Below are 19,741 nucleotides of genomic sequence, written 5' to 3'. Positions count from 1 at the left end.
AGCCATTGCCGCATCCGCCTTTGGGCCATATACTGAGTTTTCATACAGTATTGGATTTTCCGCTACGGAAAATGAACCATAGGGCTCCGGCGGCATATGCCAAAGCATTGCGTCCGGATCGATGATCAAGATGCCGCCAACCCTGGAAAACCCTTTCTACTATCTCAAGAACTTCGACACGGTTCTCGACTGGGTGTGCACGCGTTACCGCCATCTGATCAACGATGCCGAAGAACAGCTCATCGCATGCGTGAACGCGTTACCGCGCCCGTCCCGTGCGCTGCTGGTACGCATGATCATGCGCAAGGGACCTTTCTTCCGAATCAGCAAGCTGGCCTATGATGAAATCGGCTGCGCGCGGGAGGCCTTGCATGCACTGGTTCAGCATGGACTGGTCGACGCGCGGCCGCAGCTGTCGCTGGATCAGCTGGCCGGTTTGTTGACAAAGGCGGAACTCATTGCCGCGTTCGGTCCTGCACCGGGCGGGGCTGCAGCGAAAAAGGCGGAACTGCTCGATGCCTTGCGTACGCGCTTCGATGGCACCCGCAGCTTTGACGAATGGCATCCGACATCGGAGGACGGCGTTTGCGAAGTCTTGATCCAGCCCTTGTGCGAACGGGTCAAGCTTCTGTTCTTTGGCAACTGCCGGCAGGATTGGTCCGAATTCGTGTTATCGGATCTCGGCATTTTCAAATACGAGACGGTGGAGCTGTCGGCCGCCTCGCACGGATTGCGCACCCGCGAAGACGTCGACCGGTACTTGCAACTCTACAGGCTCGGCGAGCGTTTTGAAAACGGAGAAGCGACTGGCGAAATCCTGAAAGAACTTCCAACCATCATTTCCGATAACGACTGGCTCGAAGTCCGGCGCGCCAGACTCGTTTTCAAGCTGGCGCAGCAACTTGAGCGCACCGGATTGCTGCGCGACGCGCTGGCGCTGTATTCCGGCTGCGGCTATCCCGGCGCAAGGGTGCGCGCGATCCGCATGCTGGAACGTTGCGGCAACACTTCCGCGGCCCATGCATTGGCCATGGCTGCAGATCTGAACCCGGAGAGCGAAGCGGAACAGCAGCAGATCGAACGCATGCTGCCGCGTTTGCAGCGCAGGCTTGGCATGCCGCTGTCTGCCAGACGCTTTACTCCTGCGGTCACGCGCGTGGATCTCGATCTGCCGGAGCCGATCGAATGGTATTGCGTCGAACAGCTGGTGGCCGCGCATCTCGCCACGCAAGACGCGCCGCTGTTTTATGTGGAAAACACCTTGATCAATTCGCTGTTCGGCTTGCTGTGCTGGAGCGCCATCTTCGCGCCGGTGCCGGGTGCATTCTTTCACCCGTTTCAAAGCGGTCCGGCCGACCTGCGCAGCGCCGACTTCCACCGCCGGCGCGAGCAGGAATTCCACGACTGTCTGGCGCAGCTGGATTCATCGGAGTACATCGCGACGATCCGGCGCAATTTTGCGGACAAGACCCATACCGTGTCGCCCTTCGTGGCATGGCAGTATCTGAGCGAGGAATTGCTTGAGCTCGCGCTGCACTGCATTCCGGCAACTCACCTGAAAAAGCTTTTTATGCGGATGCTGGCCGATGTGCGCTCCAATTGCACCGGTTTCCCGGACCTGATCCAGTTCTGGCCGCACGAAAAGCGCTACCGGATGATCGAGGTAAAGGCGCCGAACGATCGCCTGCAAGACAATCAGATCCGCTGGCTGGATTACTGCGCAGCCCACGATATCCCCGTCGGTGTGTGCTATGTGCAGTGGTTGCAGGAAGCGGCCTGAGCATGGAATACCGGATTGCAGTGCGCGCACTGGCCGAGTTCACCGCAAAGTGCGGCGATCTCGATCTGCGATTCACGCCGGCGCCGACGGCACAGGAAGGTATCGCCGGCCACATCGCGGTAACTGCGCGCCGTGCCGCCGATTATCAAAAGGAAGTACTGCTCGCATCGCACTACCGGCACCTGCTGGTGCGCGGCCGCGCCGACGGCTACGATCCGGCATTGAACCGCATTGAGGAAATCAAGACTTACCGTGGCGACCTCGCCCGCATGCCGGCCAATCATCGTTCGCTGCACTGGGCCCAGGCGAAAATCTATGGCTGGTTATTGTGTGAAAAACTACAGCTGCCAGAAGTGACGGTGGCGCTGGTGTATTTTGAAATAGGAAGCAAACACGAAACGATACTGGAGGAACGCTATCCGGCTGAGACGCTGCAAGCGTTTTTCATTCAGCAATGCGAATGCTTTCTGTCATGGTCCGAACAGGAGATGGCGCATCGCCTCGCCCGTGATGAAGCGTTGAGCGCAATGCAATTTCCGCATGCCGAATTCCGGCAGGGACAACGGCAACTGGCAGAGGCGGTATACCGCGCCGCAAATACCGACCGCTGTCTTGCGGCGGAAGCGCCGACGGGAATCGGCAAGACGGTCGGCACGCTGTTCCCCTTGCTCAAGGCAACGCCGCGCAAGGAACTGGACAAGATCTTCTTCCTCGCGGCAAAAACGTCCGGACGCAGTCTTGCGCTGGGTGCCTTGGCACAGATTAAGAACAGCCAAGCCGCACTGCCCTTGCGCGTGCTGGAACTGGTGGCACGCGACAAAGCATGTGAACACCCGGACAAGGCTTGCCATGGCGAATCGTGTCCGCTGGCGCAGGGATTCTATGACCGGTTGCCGCAGGCGCGCGCAGCGGCGCTCGCTGCCGGGGCGTTGGAAAAAAACAGCTTGCGTACCGTCGCGCTGGAACACCAGGTCTGTCCGTATTATCTGAGTCAGGATCTTGTCCGCTGGAGCGACGTGGTGGTGGGCGATTACAACTACTACTTCGACAGCAGCGCTTTACTGTATGGGCTGACCACGGCAAACCAATGGCGCGTGAGCGTGCTGACCGACGAGGCGCACAACCTCATCGATCGCGCCCGCAAGATGTACACCGCCGAACTAGACCAAACGACGCTGCAGATCGTGCGCCGCGCAGTGCCAGATGTGCTCAGAAAGAGTCTGGACAAACTTTTCCGTCAGTGGAGCGCGCTGAACAAGGCCCAGGAAAGCACCTATCGGGTATACGCAGAGGCTCCCGCAAAATTCACCGGCGCCCTGCAGCAGGTGAGCAGCGAAGTATCGGCTTTTTTTGCAGAGAATCCGGCGTATGTCGACAGCGCGCTGCAAGATTTCTACTTCGAGGTGTTGCATTTCACCCGCTTGCTGGAAGTGTTCGATACCCACTCCCTGTTCGACGTCACCATTGAAGAAAAGAACGGCAGCCTGCGTTCGCGGGTATGCATACGCAACGTCGTTCCCGCAAGGTTTCTTGCGCCACGCTTTTCCGAAGCGCAGTCGGCGGTGCTGTTCTCGGCGACGCTCAGTCCCTGGCATTTTTATGCCGACATGCTCGGACTGCCCGACGATACCGCCTATGTCGATGTCGAGTCGCCGTTCCGCGCCGAGCAGTTGTCCGTTCATGTAGCCAGCCATATCTCGACGCGATACCGGCACCGCGACCAGTCACTCGGGCCCATCGTCGCCCTGATGAGCAGGCAGTATGAAGCGCAGCGCGGCAATTATCTGGCCTTCTTCAGCAGCTTCGATTACCTGGAGAAAGTGGTCGCCTTGTTCCGTGCGCACCATCCAGAAATTCCGGTGTGGGAACAATCGCGCCGCATGGATGAAAGCGCGCGCGACGATTTTCTGGCGCGCTTTGCACCGGGCGGCTGTGGCATCGGCTTTGCCGTGCTCGGCGGTCCGTTCGCTGAAGGCATCGATCTGCCCGGCGACCGCCTGATCGGCGCATTCATTGCGACGCTCGGTCTGCCGCAGTTCAATGCAATCAATGAAGAACATCGGGAACGGATGGAAGCCGCCTTCGGCGCCGGCTACGATTACGCCTACCTCTACCCGGGATTGCAAAAAGTCGTGCAGGCTGCCGGCCGCGTCATCCGTACTCAGTCGGATCGGGGATGCGTTTATCTGATCGATGACCGGTTCGGACGTCCGGAAGTGCGACGGCTATTGCCCGCCTGGTGGAAGCTGGGAAGTCCGGCCCGGCTGGACGCACAGGTCCGGAACGCAAGTTGACCCAAGCGCCAGGACTCTGCATAATCGATCCATCCGATTTGCATTAATTCCCTATGCCTGCCATTTCCGCCCCGACATTGCTTACCCCCGGCCTTGCTGCCGTGGCGTGCGCATGCATGGCTGCAAATGGCAAATCGAAGAAACAGTCGCTCATCTGACCGGGGCGTACTGTCCTGTCAGGTGAGCTGACAGGACAGTAAATGCCCAGCCTGAATTCCTTCCCTGCATAAACCTGCCTTCAGCTTCCGACAGTGACCCGACGGTCATTATCAGGAGTCATCATGAATGGATTTAGCGGTATCTGGGTCGCGCTGGCGACGCCGTTTCAACAAGGCGAAATCGACTTTGCCGCATTAGGCTCGCTCGCGGCAAGGCTGTACAAGGACGGGGCAGCCGGTTTGGTTGTATGCGGCTCGACCGGTGAAGCGTCCGCGCTAAGCAACAGTGAACAGCTTGCCGTCCTCGATGCCGTGCTCGTGGCGGTACCCCAATGCCCGGTAGTGATGGGCATTGGCGGAAGTAATCAGCAGGCGCTGGTCGAAAGACTGAGAGAAATCCAGGCCCGTCCGGTGGCTGGCGTGCTGGTGCCGCCGCCGTATTACATTAGGCCGTCACAGGAAGGCATCGTTGCATTTTTCATGGCGCTCGCACAGGCTGCCACGGTGCCGCTGATTCTCTACAACATCCCCTACCGCACCGGGGTTGCGATGTCGCTGGCCACGATACGCGCCATCGCTGAACACCCGCGTATTGCAGCGATCAAGGATTGCGGCGGCGACCCTGCACTCACGCTGCAACTGATTACCGACCGGCGCCTTGCCGTGCTGGCCGGTGAAGACGGTCAGATTTTCAGTACGCTTTGTCTGGGCGGCGCGGGCGCGATTGCGGCGGCAGCGCATATTCGGACCGATCTGTTTGTGCGCATGGCGCGGGCCATTGCGGAATCCAGGCTCGATGAGGCTCGACGTCTGATGTTTGCCTTGTCGCCACTGTTTGCAACCCTGTTTGCCGAACCGAATCCCGGCCCGCTCAAGGCGGCACTGGAGATGATGAATCTATGCAGCGGCGACGTGCGTGCGCCTATGCAGCCGGCGTCGGCAGCGCTAAAACGGGAAATCGCCCAGGTACTGGATCGCTTGAACGCGTTTTCCTAAAATAGTTTTTCGGCAGCTCGTCTAATTACCGGATAAATTCCGGTTCGGCCCTGTCATGTTTGCTGCTTCTGTTAATGCGGCACAGGTGCATGATATGCCGAGCCCAAACCAAGGGGTCGAGCCGGTTGCGGACGAGCGCCGGCGCAATGTTAATCGACAGCGCGTCATGTTAATCTGCGGTTTTGCGATTTATAACAAGTTGAACCTTCATGGAAGCACCGTGGTTGCCCGTAGCGTTTGCTGAAGTCGGAGTTGCTCAGTTCCCTGAGGGGAATAGCAATCCGCGAATCATGGAATACCACGAGTACACAAACATTCGTGGGTACGACGACAAGGCATCTTGGTGCTCGTCGTTCGTCAATTGGTGCCTTGTGCAAATGAACATAGCGGGTACAGGGTCAGCGCTTGCCCGTTCTTGGTTGGAATGGGGACACCCGCTGGAGCAGCCCGTTACGGGATGCATAGCTGTTCTGTACCGAGAAGACCCGAGCAGTTGGAAGGGTCACGTAGGTTTCTTCTTGCGCTGCGATGACCAGTATGTCTATCTACTAGGTGGCAATCAGCTGAGTCAGGTAAGAGAGCACTTTTACCCAAAGGAGCAAGTGCTGTCTTATCGCTGGCCGGTAACGCCGGGTTCTAATCAGGTAGCCGGAAGTATTTAACCTTCTGTTCGTCGGCTCGCACGTTTGCACTCGGACTTCCTTCGCACAATCCCTCGCGGTCTTGCACTTGCCGTCGCCCAGGGGTTATCCTTGCTTCTTATGAAACAAGTTCGGTACTCCCGCAGGAGACTTGCACCCCATCAGATCATGTCCATGTCGGGCGCACACCCCTCCATCGAGCGGACGTCTTTGAACTGGCTGCCACCCTAAAGCCACCGCTCATGTCGAATGTTAAACCAAAGGAAGCAGCCAATTGATATCCGCAGTCATGGATGATCGGAATCCCTTATCGCGTCGAAAGTTTTTGGCCCTTTCTTTGGCCGGCGCAGGTCTACTTTCCGTAGGCATGCCCATCCCAGTTAGTGCAGCCGACCTTTTGGTTCCAAATGTCACAGGGCTTTACATTGTCAAAGTCGCGAGAATCATCAGCCCTGTCAGTACGGCAGAGATATCGGAGTTAGTCAGTACTTGGCCCGGCAGAATTGCCGTCGGTGGCGGCCGATACAGCATGGGTGGTCAAATTGCGATCCGCGATGGGTTGCATCTTGATATGCGCAGTATGTCCCGGGTGGTGTGGTTCAGGCCGGAAGCGCGAGCTGTCCGGGTCCAGGCAGGCATGCGCTGGCGCGATCTTCAAGAAATCATTGATTCACATAACCTTGCAGTAAAGACGATGCAAAGTTATTCCAATTTCACTGTGGGTGGTTCGGTTTCGGTCAACGCTCATGGCCGTTATGTCGGGAATGGCCCGATCTGCTACTCGGTCAGATCACTCCAGATTGTCCTGGCAGATGGATCGATAATTGAGGCGAATAGAGATCAGAACAGCGAAATTTTCAGCGCAGCTTTTGGCGGATATGGGGGAGTCGGTGTAATCACTGAAGTCGAATTGGAGTTAGTCGAGAATCTCCGGATGGAGAGGGGCGTAGAGATAATTCCCCTTGACCAATATCCTGATTTCTTCAAAAAGAAGATTGAACAAGATAGCGCCACTATTCTGCACAATGCTGATCTTATGCCACCGTTGTTTGATGTCCCGGTCTCGGTGACTTGGAGGGCAACATCGAAGCCACTCACTGAGTTCAACAGGCTTATCCCAAGAGGTTTATCGTACGGAACTGAGCAAAGCATGATTTGGGCATTAACAGAGTTGCCAGGCGGAGCAAAACTTCAAAGAGATATCATTCGGCCACTCCTCCTAGACAAGCCCGTCGTAAAGTGGCGAAATCATGAGGCAAGCCTTGACGTTGCGGAACTGGAGCCGCGTACCAGAGCGGTATCGACCTACGTCCTTCAAGAATACTTCATCCCTATTCGTAACTTTGTGCCATTTGCAAGGGGTATGGCATCGATACTGCGGAAACACGATGTTGAAGCACTGAACATCTCGATCAGACATTCTCCGGCCGACAAGGTATCAATCCTCCCTTGGGCCAAAGAGGAAGTGTTCTCCTTTGTCTTGTACTATAAACAGCGCACCCATCGCCGAGCGCAAGAGGACGTGGGGCGATGGACGCGCGCATTGATTGATTTGGCCTTGGCAAACAGCGGTCGATATTATCTTCCGTACCAACCACATGCGACAGTAAAGCAATTCAATGAGGCCTATCCCGAGGCCGGCCAGTTTCGAAAGATAAAAAAATCGGTAGATGCCCAAAACAAGTTCACTAATGAGTTGTGGAATAAGTACCTATGGCAGACCTAACATGCCAGTCAGAACGGACGCCCAAGTGCTTCCGGCTGCTACGCGGTCACCTGGTCTGGGTCGCCAGTTACTTGGATGTTAAGCCTTACTAGGCGAGTCTCAAAATCCACTATCAAGCACAACATAAAAGGGCGGAACAAATGTTCGGAAAACTCAATGGACTAGTCACACTGATTATTCTTCTTTCAGGGTGCGCCAGTACACAGCCAATTGCTACTTCTGATAGATCGAATGTGAAGGCGGTTACGTTGAGCAAGGACGTTCCTGTACCTTCCAAGATGTCCTATCTTGGGCCAGGTGGAGCGACTGGACTAGCTTTTGGTGCCATTGAGGCGGCGATTGCGGCCCCAGGCATTGAGAAAAGCCGTGAATCGTTTCAGGAGCAAACCACTGAGACCGGAGTATCGATCAATAGAATTGTCTACGAAGAAGCGCTTGCCCAGATTCGTCAATCGGGGAAGTTTCCTCTAAAGGACGAGACGGAACCTGGAGGCGCCACCATATACGTTTCAGTACTGAACTACGGCTTCAGCATTCCACACGGCTTTAGTTCAAGACTTGTTCCGATCTTAGGCGTACGCTATGAAATGCGAGACCCGTCTGGCCGTATTCTGTGGAGTGCTACCGAGCGTGTGATGCCCCTAGGAAATCCGGTCGAACCTATTGATGTTGACGAAATCAAGAGGAATGCGGCAACGAGAGAGGCGGCGTGGCGAGCTGCAGCCAAGGCTTTAGCTGCCAAGCTAGTAGCAAACTACTAAGCAAGTTATCAAAATTTTTTTGACACGGAGCACGGCCCCTTCTCCCGCAGGCGGGAGAGGGGAGCCGAACCGAGCTCGATAAACCGGATCGGCGAAATGTCAAAAGACTTTTGACTACCCGCTTAGGACCATGTCGAAGTCACCACGGCTTAACACGTCGCCTAGCACGGGAAGCTTGGCGTTATACCTACATGGAAGTCCCTATGTCACTCACTCTCCTACTACGCTGCAACGACATCGAAGAAACCCGCGAGTTCTACGAGACCGTCCTCGGATTCAATGTCTCGGAAACGGCCGGCACATTGACCGCCGAGAGGTCCCGAGCAAAGCTCGTCTTTACCCAGCAAGATCTCTGGAGGAGTCTTCCTGTTTGTTCCGGCACCATTTACTTCACCGTCTCTGACGCGGACAGTTATTTCGCCTCTCTCCAAGACCGGGTGTCGGTGGCTTGGCCCGCCCAGGACAGGCCGCACGGCTCCAGGGAGTTCGGCATCAATGATTGCAACGGGTACTACCTTGCGTTCCAGCAGCACGTCTCATTCAAACCTTAAGAGGATTTATGATCGATCACACCGGTGTAGTCGTCAGCGATTTTGATAGGAGCAAGCAGTTTTATTCGGCCGCGCTTGCGCCGATGGGGTTCAGTCTGCTCGCCGAATTTCCCGCCTCGGTGACGGGACATACTGACGTTGCCGGATTTGGTGAGCCGCCGGAGCCGGAATTCTGGATCAGCCGAGGCACTCCGAACAATCCCCCTGTACATGTGGCGTTTCGTGTCTCAAGCAGAAGTCTTGTCGACGCCTTTTACAAGGCGGCGATTGAAGCGGGAGGAACCGACAATGGCCCACCGGGAATTCGCGCGCATTATCACCCGAACTATTACGGTGCCTTCGTTCTTGACCCTGATGGGCACAATATCGAAGCAGTCTGTCATGTGTAACGCCCAAAGGATTCTCTTAACAAGATGCCTTCTTCGTCGGCTCAATGCTAAATATTCTGAACGAACGGATGCCCTATGAAAGATAACTTCCAGATCTCTGATATTGAAACGCTGGAGCGATTGTATGGAAAGCCGGCGGAAGCATCGATAAAAAAGGAAATCGCTTATGTCCATCCTCACTATCAACGCTTTATCGAGGCTTCGCCGTTTGCGGTGATAGCGACAAGCGGACCAGAGGGATTGGATGTCTCTCCGAGGGGCGATCAGATCGGATTTGTTCAGGTCGAGAATGAAAAGACCTTGCTGCTTCCCGACCGCAGGGGAAACAACAGGATTGATAGCCTGCGAAACATCATTTCAGACCCGCGTGTTGCCGTTATTTTTTTCGTTCCGGGTATTGGTGAAACGCTCAGGGTGAATGGCAAGGCAGAAATTCTTATCGATCCGGCTCTGTTACACCGTTTCTCGGTAGATGGGAAAGTGCCTCGTTCAGTGCTCCGGATTCATGTTGAATCCGTGTTTTTTCAATGTTCACGCGCCGTTATGAGGTCCCGGCTTTGGGAAGCGGACCAGCATATCGACCGAAGCGCTTTGCCGAGCCTTGGCACGATTCTGAGTGACCTGACCATGGGTGAGCTCGATGGGAAACAGTACGATAAGGAATTGCCAGACCGCTTGAAAACAACGATGTACTGAATCGCGCCCCCAGCCCCACGGTCGCCGGCGGGGCTCCGCAAGTGGTTTTGTGCTCACGGAGCGCTCGGGTTGATGGCGTTGCTAGTGTAGTGCGGTGACAAGGGGTCTTCAAGGTACGTTCTATAGAAGACGGCGACTCCGTCGCTCAGGGCCGCGATGAATCGTGAATCCGTTCGCAAGTCGCGACCAACTTCGATCTGTATTGTATCCAGGCCATCCGGATTTCGGCTGCCGTACGTGAACACCGTATACCCACCGTTCCCACCGTTATATCGCCGATCCTCCAGTGGGTTGCCAATTGGCGTATTGGGTGGAAAGACTTTGTAGCCCTTGCTCTGGACTACGCCGAGAATGCTGTTCGGTCCGCTCAGCGCTTCTGGCCCATGCTTTCGGATCAAAGCGGCAACTGTTGCTCCGTTTTTCGTTCCGCGATGAACAACGCCTGGATCCTCCGATTGGCCATGAATGTCGACTAGCAAAGCGCCCTGAGGAAATCGTTGCTTCATCTGCGCGACGAAATGTCGAATTTGGTCGTGATACGCGTCGTATGTCGACTTTGCGTGCGGTGATTCAAACGCGTCGGCTTCCGCGCGATTCGCGTCGATGTACTTTCGGCTAAATCGCGCCGCGACAACGTACGGTTGCCCTCCAAGGCTATTCATCAAATGCCTCGCCAAGGCCTCCGCCAATTCGATGGTGTAAGCATCCATCGAGGTCGTCCCGCGACTGCGCAGGGGAACGTTGGGGATGCCCTCCAACCCACCATGCGGCGCCGTGAGCAGTATTGGCAGATTGCCGGCTCTTGCAAGGACCAGGCGCTCTGGCTCTGCTGCAACGGCTTTCCCGGCAGACGCTTGAATCAAGAGCAGGAACAGGAAGCGTACAAATCCAGCCGGTAGAGTCATCATGGCACCTCAACATTTAGCTGTGCGTCCTGAATCACGCCGCCAGCAGCACGGCCGCCGGCAGTATCGCCAGCACATCGGCAAGCTGGATGCGACCGTTCACCACCCTGACCGTCTTGCCAGTGTAGAGATCCATCCATGTCGCGTTCGCCATTTGCGGCAGTAGAGCGATCGTATCCTGCCATGCGACTGCAGGAACGGCAGGGCCGCTCGCGTCGCCCATCAGGGATGCAGGCAAGTGAGCAGCGATGACGATGGCCGTGCGGTCCTGCCAGCGCCGTAGAAAACCGATGGCATGCCGGCTGCGCGGTCCTTCAAGCGCAAGCGGAACATAATCGCCGCGCGCGAACAGATCCTGTTCACGCGCACGCAGATGCAGGCTGCGGCGCACGATCTGTTGCTTGAGGTGGCCGGACTGCCAGTCTTCGATATTCGCAATATCGTCATCCGCCGTCGACAGGGATTGCTGGCGCGCGGCGTAATCGACCGGACGGCGATTGTCCGGATCGACCAGGCTGAGATCCCAGTAATCGGTTCCCTGGTACAGATCGGGAATGCCGGGCGAAGTCATGCGCAGCACGGTCTGCACCAGGCTCTTTGCCGCGCCGGCCGGAGCCACTCGCTGTACCCAGGCGGCAAGCTGTGGGAGGAAGGTGTTGTTCGGACCGGGTCCCAGTACGGCATAGAGAAACTGTTTGCACGCCGCTTCATATTCTTCATTCGGCATGACCCAATCGCTGACCTGCTTGGCTTCACGTAAAGCCTTGGTCTGCCAGCGCTCGATACGTTCCGCGAATTGTTCGATGCCTTCCTTGTCGGCGATGTCGAGCCCGATGGGCCAGGCGCCGGCCAGCATCTGGTACAGCATGAGTTCATCGGCGGCATGCGGAGCCGAGGTATCCGACCCGACGTCGGATGCAACCTCGATGCGCAGCGGCGCATTGATGCGCATCCAGCCACGCACGGCTTGCGCCCATTCATTGGGCAATTCGCTCAGGACCGCGATACGGGTGCGTACGTCTTCGCCACGCTTGTGATCGTGCGTCGCGGTCGCCAGCATGGATTGCGGAAAGCGTGCCGCGCGCACTGCATTGGCCTCGTGGAATTCCTGTACATCGATTGCAAACTGCGCAGGGTCGGAGCCGACTTCGTTGCGAGACAGCAGCCGGCCATAGCGGTAGAACGCGGTATCTTCAACCGACTTGGCCGCCAGCGGCGGCGTCAGTTGCTGGAAGCGCGTGATCGCGCGCTGGTGCAGGTTGCGCACGCGCGGATTAGCGGAATCGCGCGGCGCATCGCCGCCCAGCCAGCGGGCAATCACATCCAGCAGCGGGTCTTCGGTACGATCTACACTCTGGCGCGCCTGTTCCAACGCGCGATCGATCACTTCCTGATCGAGATCGTCGCGGCCATTGCTGTCGGCATAGGTGCGGTATACGGGAAAATGCACCAGCAGCTCGACAAACACGCGGCGGATTGCACCGAGCGAAAAGTCACGCGTGCGCAGGTCGGTGCGCGCCACGGCATGGAGAGCACGTGCCGCCGCTTCAAATTCGCCGGCAAGGTTGTTGGCCAGCAGCTGTCGCCTCGCTTCGCGCACCTCTGCATGAAAATCCTTCTCATGTCCAGTCAGGTCGGCCCATAACGCGGACAGGGCCGCTTCGCCTGCGGGATCATGCAGCAGCGCCCCAACACGGTCCATGAAGTCATAGCCGCTGGTGCCGTCGATTTCCCAGTTCTGGCGCAGTTGTTCATCGTTGGCGAGTATCTTTTCCACGATGATATAGGCCGGCGCCGGCGGCAGTTCCGGCGGACGCTGCGCGGTCAAGGCTTGCAACCTTCGCCGCAGCTTGCGGCAATAGGCTCCGGGGTCCGCCAGTCCATCCACATGATCGATGCGCACGCCGTCGATCAAGCCTTCGGTGTAAAGGCGAAAAATCAATGCATGCGTCGCTTCGAACACATCGTCCTGTTCGACCCTGACGCCGGCCAGATCGGTCACTTCAAAAAAGCGTCTCCAGTTGATGCCGTCTGCGGCGCAGCGCCACCATGCCAATCGGTAGTGCTGGCGTTCGAGCAGCGCATGCAGCGCATTCAAGCCTTGCGGCGTGGCGGCCGAATACGCGGCGATCGCAGCTTCGATCGCCGCAGCTCCTTCCGGCGTGTGCCCCGCGCCGCGCAGCTGGCCCAGGCCCATGTCGGCATTTTGCTGCGTGATTGACCCGTTTTCATCACGGCCTTCTTCGAAGGATGCAATGACGGGGTTCAGCAACTCGGCCTGCGCGGCACGCAAAATCTCGGCATAGCTGGATGGAGAAACCGGAAAGCGATGCGTGTAATACACCGCGTAGAACTTGCCGCGCGTGTCGTCGTATTGCAAGGTGATTTCACCCGCCGCCAGCACATCGCCGTAAGGCTGCCCGAGAAAGGGTGCCATCACCTTGCCATGCAGGGTTTCGTCAGCCGGCTGCCAGTCGATATCGAACCAGCGCGCATAGGGACTGCCCTGCCCCCATTCCAGCACGTGCTGCCACCACGGGTTTTCCGGGCCCACGCCCATATGGTTGGGCACGATGTCCAGGATCAGTCCCATGCCGGCGGCGCGGATGCATGCGACGAAGCGGCGCAAGCCTTCCTCGCCACCCAGTTCAGCGTTGATGCGCGTGGGATCGACAATGTCATAGCCATGCGTGGAACCGCTGCGCGCGGTCAGGATGGGCGACGCATAGATATGGCTGATGCCGAGCGATGCGTAGTAGGGCACGACTTCGAGGGCCTGGTCGAAGTTGAAGTCTTTATGCAGTTGCAACCGTGCGGTGGCGCGCGGGATGGACATCAGCTTTTCTCCGTGGCGGAACGCGAGCGGTTCATGATCGCAAGACGGCCGGCGGCGGCCGGATCGTCCAGCAGCACATCGACCGTCTGCGGCAATCGACGGCGCCAGTTCGGGTGGGTCTCGATCGTGCCAGGCAGATTGGGTTGCTCGGACAGGCCGAGCGCATCCTCGACCGGCAGCATCGCCAACGGCGACGGCGTCGCGGACATGAAGCCAATCGCCGCATCGAGAGAGGCCGTACCGGCATGTGTGGGCGGCGCGTCGCCATGCGCAAATCCGGTCTCGCTCATGGCCCGCCACAAGGCTGAGCGTTCGCGCGCACGCATATGGCGCGCCTCGCCTTCGGTCTGCCCCGGTTCCAGCAGGTCCAGCTTGACGCGCCAGTCGATATCGCGCCCCTGCCACCAGCCGGCTATCGTCGGCAGGTCATGGGTCGTCGTTGTGGCAATCGCATGCCGGGGCCATTCGTCGGGGCGCAGAAAACGCTCGCCGTCGCGCTGGAACATCAGCACCCGGATGCCGAGCAAACCGGCCTGCGCGAGCTGCATGTCGAAGCCGGCCGGCACCGTGCCAAGGTCTTCGCCGATCACGATGGCGCGGTGAAGCCACGACTCCAGCGCGATCAGCCGCAGCAGGTCCTGCATTGGATACTGCAGGTAAGCGCCATGCTCGGACGATGCGTGCTGCGGCACCAGCCACAGGCGGCCCAGGCCAAGCACGTGGTCGATGCGCGCGCCGCCGGCATAGGCAAAGGTCGCACGCAGCATTTCGATGTAAGCGCCAAAGCCTTTTGCCTTCATCGCATGCGGCGAGAACGCGCCCAATCCCCAGCTCTGGCCGCGCGTGTTCAGCAGGTCGGGCGGCGCGCCGACCGACAGCCCGTTGATGATTTCGGTTTGCCGGCTCCATGCCTGGCTGCCGCCATTGTCGGCTCCCACCGCCAGGTCGGCGATCAGGCCGATCGGCATGCCGGCGGCGCGCGCGGCTTTTTGCGCGCCCTGCAGGCCGCGCGCGGCTTGCCATTGCAGAAACTCGTGGAATCCGATGTCATCTGCATGCTGACGCGCGAACTTTTCGACATCTGCCGCCCTGGGATTGCGCAAGCCTTCCGGCCAGTTCTGCCAGTAGGCATCTTCGCCCTGCGCCAGTCGCCATGCATGCAGGGCTTCGAAGCGCGCATGGTCGTGCAGCGCGCCGCCGCCTTCACGGCGGAATGAATCGAAGTCGGACTGATCGCCGCCGATCCGGAATTGCGCATAGAGCTTGCGCAGCAGCGCCAGCCGCAATGTCGCCGCCTCCGGCCAGGCGATCAACTCTTCCTGTTCCAGCCGCGCCATGCGGCTCACTGCATCGCCGCCCAATGCAGCCAGCGCCGCCTGCATGGCATCGGGGCCGAGCACGCTGGCCGGATCGATATGCAAGGCGTTCAGGAACAGGCGGCTCGACGGCCCGTAAGGACTGAAACGATGCACGTCGGCGCTGAACATCGCATGCACAGGGCTGATGGCAAGCGCAGCCGCGCCATGCCGCGCCGCCGACCGCGCTAGTTCCGACAGTCCGGTGAAGTCGCCTATTCCGCCATCGCCGCTGCGGCGCAGGGAATACAGTTGCACGCCAAGACCCCATAGCCTGGGATCATCGGTGGCAGCCGCACTTGCGGCAATCGCATCGGTCACGCCAAAACAGTGTGGCGGCGCAATCGCCAGCGTGATATCGACATCGCCGGCCAGCAGCCGGTGATAACCGAAGTGCTCGATCACCGGCAACTCGGTGCCGGCAGACATGTCTGCCGGAAAACGGCCATCGATGCGAGCACCGTCGTCGAGCTCGATGCGGAATTCGCGTCCGGCCAATGCAGTCAGCGGACCCAGCCGCAATGCGCGGCCGACGGTGCCGGTCAACAGCAACGGAATAGTGTGCGGGCTGTTCAGTTCGGCAAGCCGCGCGGTGCTGTCGCGGCATTGCGTTTCGCCGGTACAGGGAAACCCAAGCGCCTCAAGGATGGCGCGCAAGTCATCCGTGGCGACCTGCTTGGGCTGCCCGCTGGCATTGGTCCAGTCTCGCGCCAGCCCGGCGGCTTTTGCCAGTTCAAGTATGTGTGCGTCGCTCATGATGCAGGCTCCAGTATTGCAATGAAGGCATGCGCCGGCATGGTGTCGGCCGGCACCGCGTCTTCGACGCCGTCGGTGGTAAACAGGATGGTGCCGCCTTGTCCGTCTGTCAATTGGTCATAGGCGATGCGCGCGTCGGCGTCGCCGAGGTTGCAGGCAATCATCAACACGCGGCCATCCCCCATCGTCCAGCGCGCCTTGATGGCGGACGGTCCGATGATCTGCGCATCGAGCGCCTTGGCGCCTTGCAGTCGGGGAATGATCTGTTCGCGGCGTATGGTCAGCAATGCCTTGACCCAGTCGCGCCATGCACCCGCAGCTTCGCCCTCGGCGCGCGGAACCGAGTCGAGGAAAGTCTGTTCCGCATTCGGATCGGGAATCCGCTCGCGCAGCGAGGGGTCGGAAAACGCCTTGAAGCGCGCGAACTCTTCGCGGCGTCCGTTACGCACCGCACCAGCCAGTTCGGGCGTAAGATGACTGGTGAAATAAAGGAAAGGCTGGCTCGCGCCATATTCCTCGCCCATGAACAGCATCGGTACATGCGGCGACAGCAGTAACAGCGCACTGGCCGCGCGCAGCGCCAGCGGATGTGCGAGTGTGGTCAGGCGCTCGCCGAACGCGCGATTGCCGATCTGGTCATGGTTTTGCAGGAATAGCACGAACGCGGTCGGCGGCAGATGGGCGCTCGGTTCACCGCGCAGCGGCCCGCCGGGAAACAGCGACGCCTCGCCTTGATAGATGAAGCCTTCGGTCAGTCCGCGCGCCAGCTTTTCTTCAGCCTGATTGATGTAGCCAGCGTAATAGCCTTCGCGTTCGCCGGTCAGCAAACCATGCAGCGCATGGTGCATGTCGTCGTTCCACTGCGCATCGAAGCCGCCTTTCGGCGTACGCTCCAGCAGGCTGGACGTGTTGTCGTCGTTTTCCAGCACCAGATGCACATGGCGGCCCGGCGGGGTGGCCGCACGCACCCGTTCGGCCATTTCGGCCAGCCAATCCTTTTCGCTGATCGCATGCACCGCATCGAAGCGCAAGCCGTCGAAGCGGAATTCCTGCAGCCAGTAAATGGCGTTTTCGGTAAAGAAGTCGCGCACCTGGCGCTTGCGGAAATCGATCGCCTGGCCCCATGGCGTGTTGATGTCGTCGCGAAAGAACGACGATGCATAGGCGCCGAGATAATTCCCATCCGGTCCGAAATGGTTGTACACGACATCGAGAAACACCATCATCCCGAGCCCGTGCGCGGTATCAATCAGCGCCTTGAGCTGATCGGGCGTGCCGTAGGCGCTATCCGGTGCATACAACAGCACGCCGTCATAACCCCAGTTGCGCGGACCGGGAAAATCGGCAACCGGCATCAGCTCGATCGCGGTGATGCCGAGCTCGGCCAGGGCCGGCAATTGCCGCGCAACGCCATCGAAACCGCCGAGCGCTCCGGCATGCAATTCATACAGCACGGTCTCGTGCCAGGGACGGCCTTGCCACTCCGCGCATTTCCATTGATAGGCGTGCGGATCGCAGACGATGCTGGCATCGTGCACGTCGCCGGCCTGGGCACGCGATGCCGGATCGGGCACGGCAAGGTCCGTGCTGACGCGATAGCGATAGCGAGCGCCGGCTCCGCAACGTGTTTCGGCTTCAAACCAGCCATTGTCCTGCCTGCGCATGGCGACCGGCGGCATACCGTCGATTTCCACGCTGACCTCCTGCCTGCTCGGTGCCCACAGGCGAAAGCGCGTGCAGTCAGGTGCAAGCACTTGCGCGCCGAAGGAATAATTAAATAGTGACATGGTCGGCTACCAGTAAGGCCGCGCTATGCGCGGCGACGTTGATCAGATTGTTGCGAAGCTTTCCGCCGTGCCGGCCGGTACCTTCAGCTGAAGCCGCGTCGATCAACAGCTTCCATGGCATCGCAGGCGGCGGAAGGGAAAATTCGCGATCTTCCTTGAACGCGTTCAGCAACAGCAACGAAACAGATACGGTGCCGGTCTGCAGGTCGGCGGCGACCCGACGCAATGCAAGCAGCCGGCCGCCGGAAAAATGCCAGCGTTCGGGCGTCATTTCGCTGCCGGTTTCATCGAACCAGCTAATGTCGGGAATGCCATGCAGGATCTTCGATGCCGCAGTCAGGAAGCGTGTGTTCTGCAAGGTGGGCGCGGCACGGCGCGCGGCGATGCAGCGGCGGGTGAATTCCAGCAAGGCCTTGCCTTCGGATGTTTCGGCCAATTCCCAGTCGAACCACGACAATTCGTTATCCTGGCAATAGGGATTGTTATTACCCAGTTGCGTACGGCCGAATTCATCGCCGCCCAGCAGCATCGGCGTGCCATTGGAAAACAGCAGCGTCATCAGCATTGCCCGCTTGAGCTTGTTGCGGGTGGCGGTCACCGCAGGGGAGTTGGTCGGCCCTTCCGCGCCCCAGTTGGCGCTGCGATTTTCATTGCTGCCGTCCCGGTTGTCTTCGCCGTTGGCGTGGTTGTGCTTGCGGCCGTAGCTGACCAGGTCTTGCAGCGTAAAGCCATCGTGCGCGGTGACGAAGTTGACCGATGACCAGGACCGGCGGCGATGATGGTTGAACAGGTCGGCCGAACCGAGCAGCCGACCCGCGACCGCGCCGCGCAGGCCGGGATCGCCACGCCAGAAGCCGCGCACATCGTCACGGAAACGGTCATTCCATTCCGCCACGCCGGCCGGATGATTGCCGACCTGGTAACCACCAGGACCGATGTCCCACGGCTCGGAGATCAGCTTGATGCGCGCCAGCGCCGGGTCCTGCATCAAGGCGTCGAAGAAGCCGGCGCCCGGATCGTAGCCATGGTGTTCGCGTCCCAGCGTCACTCCCAGGTCGAAGCGAAAACCGTCGACATGGAATTCCTGCACCCAGTAGCGCAGCGAATCCATCACCAGCTGAATCACGCGCGGATGCGACAGGTTGAGCGTGTTGCCGCAGCCGGTATCGTTGACATGATGACGCGGGTTGCCAGCTTGCAGGCGGTAATAGCTTGCATTGTCCAGTCCGCGAAATGACAGCGTCGGCCCGAGCTCGCTTTCTTCGCAGGTATGGTTGTAGACCACGTCGAGTATGACTTCGATGCCGGCCGCATGCAGCCGGCGGATCGCATGGCGCATTTCATCGAGCGTGCCATCGGCAAGATAACGCGGCTCCGGCGCGAAGAACGACAGCGTGTTGTAGCCCCAGTAATTGCTCAGGCCGGCCGTCACCAGCCGGCGGTCCTGCAGGATCGCATGCACCGGCAGCAATTCCAGCGCGGTGATGCCCAGCTTGACCAGGTGGTCGATGACAAAAGGATTGCCGAGCGCCGCAAAGCTGCCGCGTTCGTTGGCGGGAATGCGGTCGGCCCGCACGGTCAGGCCGCGCACATGCACTTCGTAGATCACGGTTTTTTCCCAGGGCACCGCCGGCGGCTTGTCGTCATGCCAGTTGAACAGTGCATCGGTCACTACGCCCTTGGGCATGGCAGGCGCGCTGTCGCGATGATCGAACGACAGGTCGGCGCGCGGCGAATGAAAGCGATAGCCATACAGCACATCGCTCCAGCGCACTTGTCCATGCAGCTGGCGCGCATACGGGTCCAGCAGCAGCTTGTTGGGGTTGAAGCGATGGCCTTGCTCCGGCCGGCAAGGACCGTAGGCGCGGTAGCCATATAGCGCGCCCGGCATCACGCCAGGCAAATAGCCGTGCCAGATTTCATTGCTGCATTCCGGAAGCGCGCAGCGCGCCACTTCATGCCGGCCGGATGCATCGAAAAAACACAATTCCATCTTGACCGCATGCGCGGAAAACACGGCGAAGTTGGTGCCTCCGCCGTCGAACGTGGCACCCAGCGGATAGGGTACGCCCGGCCACGCGACTGGCAAGGGAAGCGGAATATGCGCCAT

At 59.1% G+C, this 19,741-nt stretch carries 14 protein-coding genes; 9 read left to right on the top strand and 5 right to left on the bottom strand.

Going from position 1 to position 19,741, the window contains the following annotated elements:
* The first annotated feature begins 121 nt into the window (after positions 1-121).
* The 9 genes from D3871_RS18125 to D3871_RS18085 all read left to right on the top strand — a co-directional run bounded on the left by D3871_RS18125 (position 122) and on the right by D3871_RS18085 (position 9,992).
* Complete coding sequence (locus D3871_RS18125; RefSeq protein WP_233575706.1) at positions 122-1,780, top strand: VRR-NUC domain-containing protein; 1,659 nt, start codon at positions 122-124, stop codon at positions 1,778-1,780.
* 2 nt (positions 1,781-1,782) lie between these two features.
* Positions 1,783-4,074, top strand: a complete 2,292-nt coding sequence (locus D3871_RS18120) for an ATP-dependent DNA helicase (protein ID WP_119770496.1) — start codon at positions 1,783-1,785, stop codon at positions 4,072-4,074.
* 281 nt (positions 4,075-4,355) lie between these two features.
* Entirely contained in the window at positions 4,356-5,228 is an 873-nt protein-coding gene (gene dapA, locus D3871_RS18115; RefSeq protein ID WP_119770495.1) for a 4-hydroxy-tetrahydrodipicolinate synthase, read from the top strand.
* A 209-nt stretch (positions 5,229-5,437) separates the two neighbouring features.
* The gene (locus tag D3871_RS18110) at positions 5,438-5,890 is read left to right on the top strand and encodes a TIGR02594 family protein (protein WP_119770494.1); all 453 of its coding nucleotides are present in this window, start codon (positions 5,438-5,440) and stop codon (positions 5,888-5,890) included.
* A 268-nt stretch (positions 5,891-6,158) separates the two neighbouring features.
* Entirely contained in the window at positions 6,159-7,595 is a 1,437-nt protein-coding gene (locus D3871_RS18105; RefSeq protein ID WP_119770493.1) for an FAD-binding oxidoreductase, read from the top strand.
* 140 nt (positions 7,596-7,735) lie between these two features.
* Complete coding sequence (locus D3871_RS18100; protein WP_119770492.1) at positions 7,736-8,356, top strand: hypothetical protein; 621 nt, start codon at positions 7,736-7,738, stop codon at positions 8,354-8,356.
* Positions 8,357-8,559: 203 nt separating this feature from the next.
* Positions 8,560-8,907, top strand: a complete 348-nt coding sequence (locus D3871_RS18095) for a VOC family protein (RefSeq protein WP_119770491.1) — start codon at positions 8,560-8,562, stop codon at positions 8,905-8,907.
* A gap of 8 nt (positions 8,908-8,915) precedes the next feature.
* The gene (locus D3871_RS18090; RefSeq protein ID WP_119770490.1) at positions 8,916-9,296 is read left to right on the top strand and encodes a VOC family protein; all 381 of its coding nucleotides are present in this window, start codon (positions 8,916-8,918) and stop codon (positions 9,294-9,296) included.
* Between the two features lie 75 nt (positions 9,297-9,371).
* The gene (locus D3871_RS18085) at positions 9,372-9,992 is read left to right on the top strand and encodes a pyridoxamine 5'-phosphate oxidase family protein (RefSeq protein WP_119770489.1); all 621 of its coding nucleotides are present in this window, start codon (positions 9,372-9,374) and stop codon (positions 9,990-9,992) included.
* A 53-nt stretch (positions 9,993-10,045) separates the two neighbouring features.
* Here D3871_RS18085 and D3871_RS18080 read toward each other — a convergent pair whose 3' ends face one another.
* The 5 genes from D3871_RS18080 to glgX are packed head-to-tail and all read right to left on the bottom strand — an operon-like array spanning position 10,046 to position 19,741.
* The gene (locus D3871_RS18080; RefSeq protein ID WP_119770488.1) at positions 10,046-10,900 is read right to left on the bottom strand and encodes an N-formylglutamate amidohydrolase; all 855 of its coding nucleotides are present in this window, start codon (positions 10,898-10,900) and stop codon (positions 10,046-10,048) included.
* Between the two features lie 31 nt (positions 10,901-10,931).
* Positions 10,932-13,733 carry a malto-oligosyltrehalose synthase gene (treY, locus tag D3871_RS18075; RefSeq protein WP_119770487.1) on the bottom strand — a complete coding sequence of 934 codons (2,802 nt, stop codon included), beginning with the start codon at positions 13,731-13,733 and terminating at the stop codon, positions 10,932-10,934.
* Positions 13,733-15,844 (bottom strand): 4-alpha-glucanotransferase, encoded by a 2,112-nt coding sequence (gene malQ / locus D3871_RS18070; RefSeq protein ID WP_119770486.1) that lies wholly within the window; start codon positions 15,842-15,844, stop codon positions 13,733-13,735. Before malQ ends, treY begins: the two co-directional genes overlap by 1 nt.
* Positions 15,841-17,631, bottom strand: a complete 1,791-nt coding sequence (treZ, locus tag D3871_RS18065; protein ID WP_119770485.1) for a malto-oligosyltrehalose trehalohydrolase — start codon at positions 17,629-17,631, stop codon at positions 15,841-15,843. Before treZ ends, malQ begins: the two co-directional genes overlap by 4 nt.
* A complete protein-coding gene (gene glgX / locus D3871_RS18060; RefSeq protein ID WP_119770484.1) occupies positions 17,618-19,741 on the bottom strand; it encodes a glycogen debranching protein GlgX in 2,124 nt (707 codons plus the stop codon). The genes treZ and glgX overlap by 14 nt, the downstream gene beginning before the upstream one ends.

The organism is Noviherbaspirillum saxi (genome assembly GCF_003591035.1).
Taxonomy (GTDB): domain Bacteria; phylum Pseudomonadota; class Gammaproteobacteria; order Burkholderiales; family Burkholderiaceae_D; genus Noviherbaspirillum; species Noviherbaspirillum saxi.
This window is presented reverse-complemented; position numbering and strand designations above follow the sequence as displayed.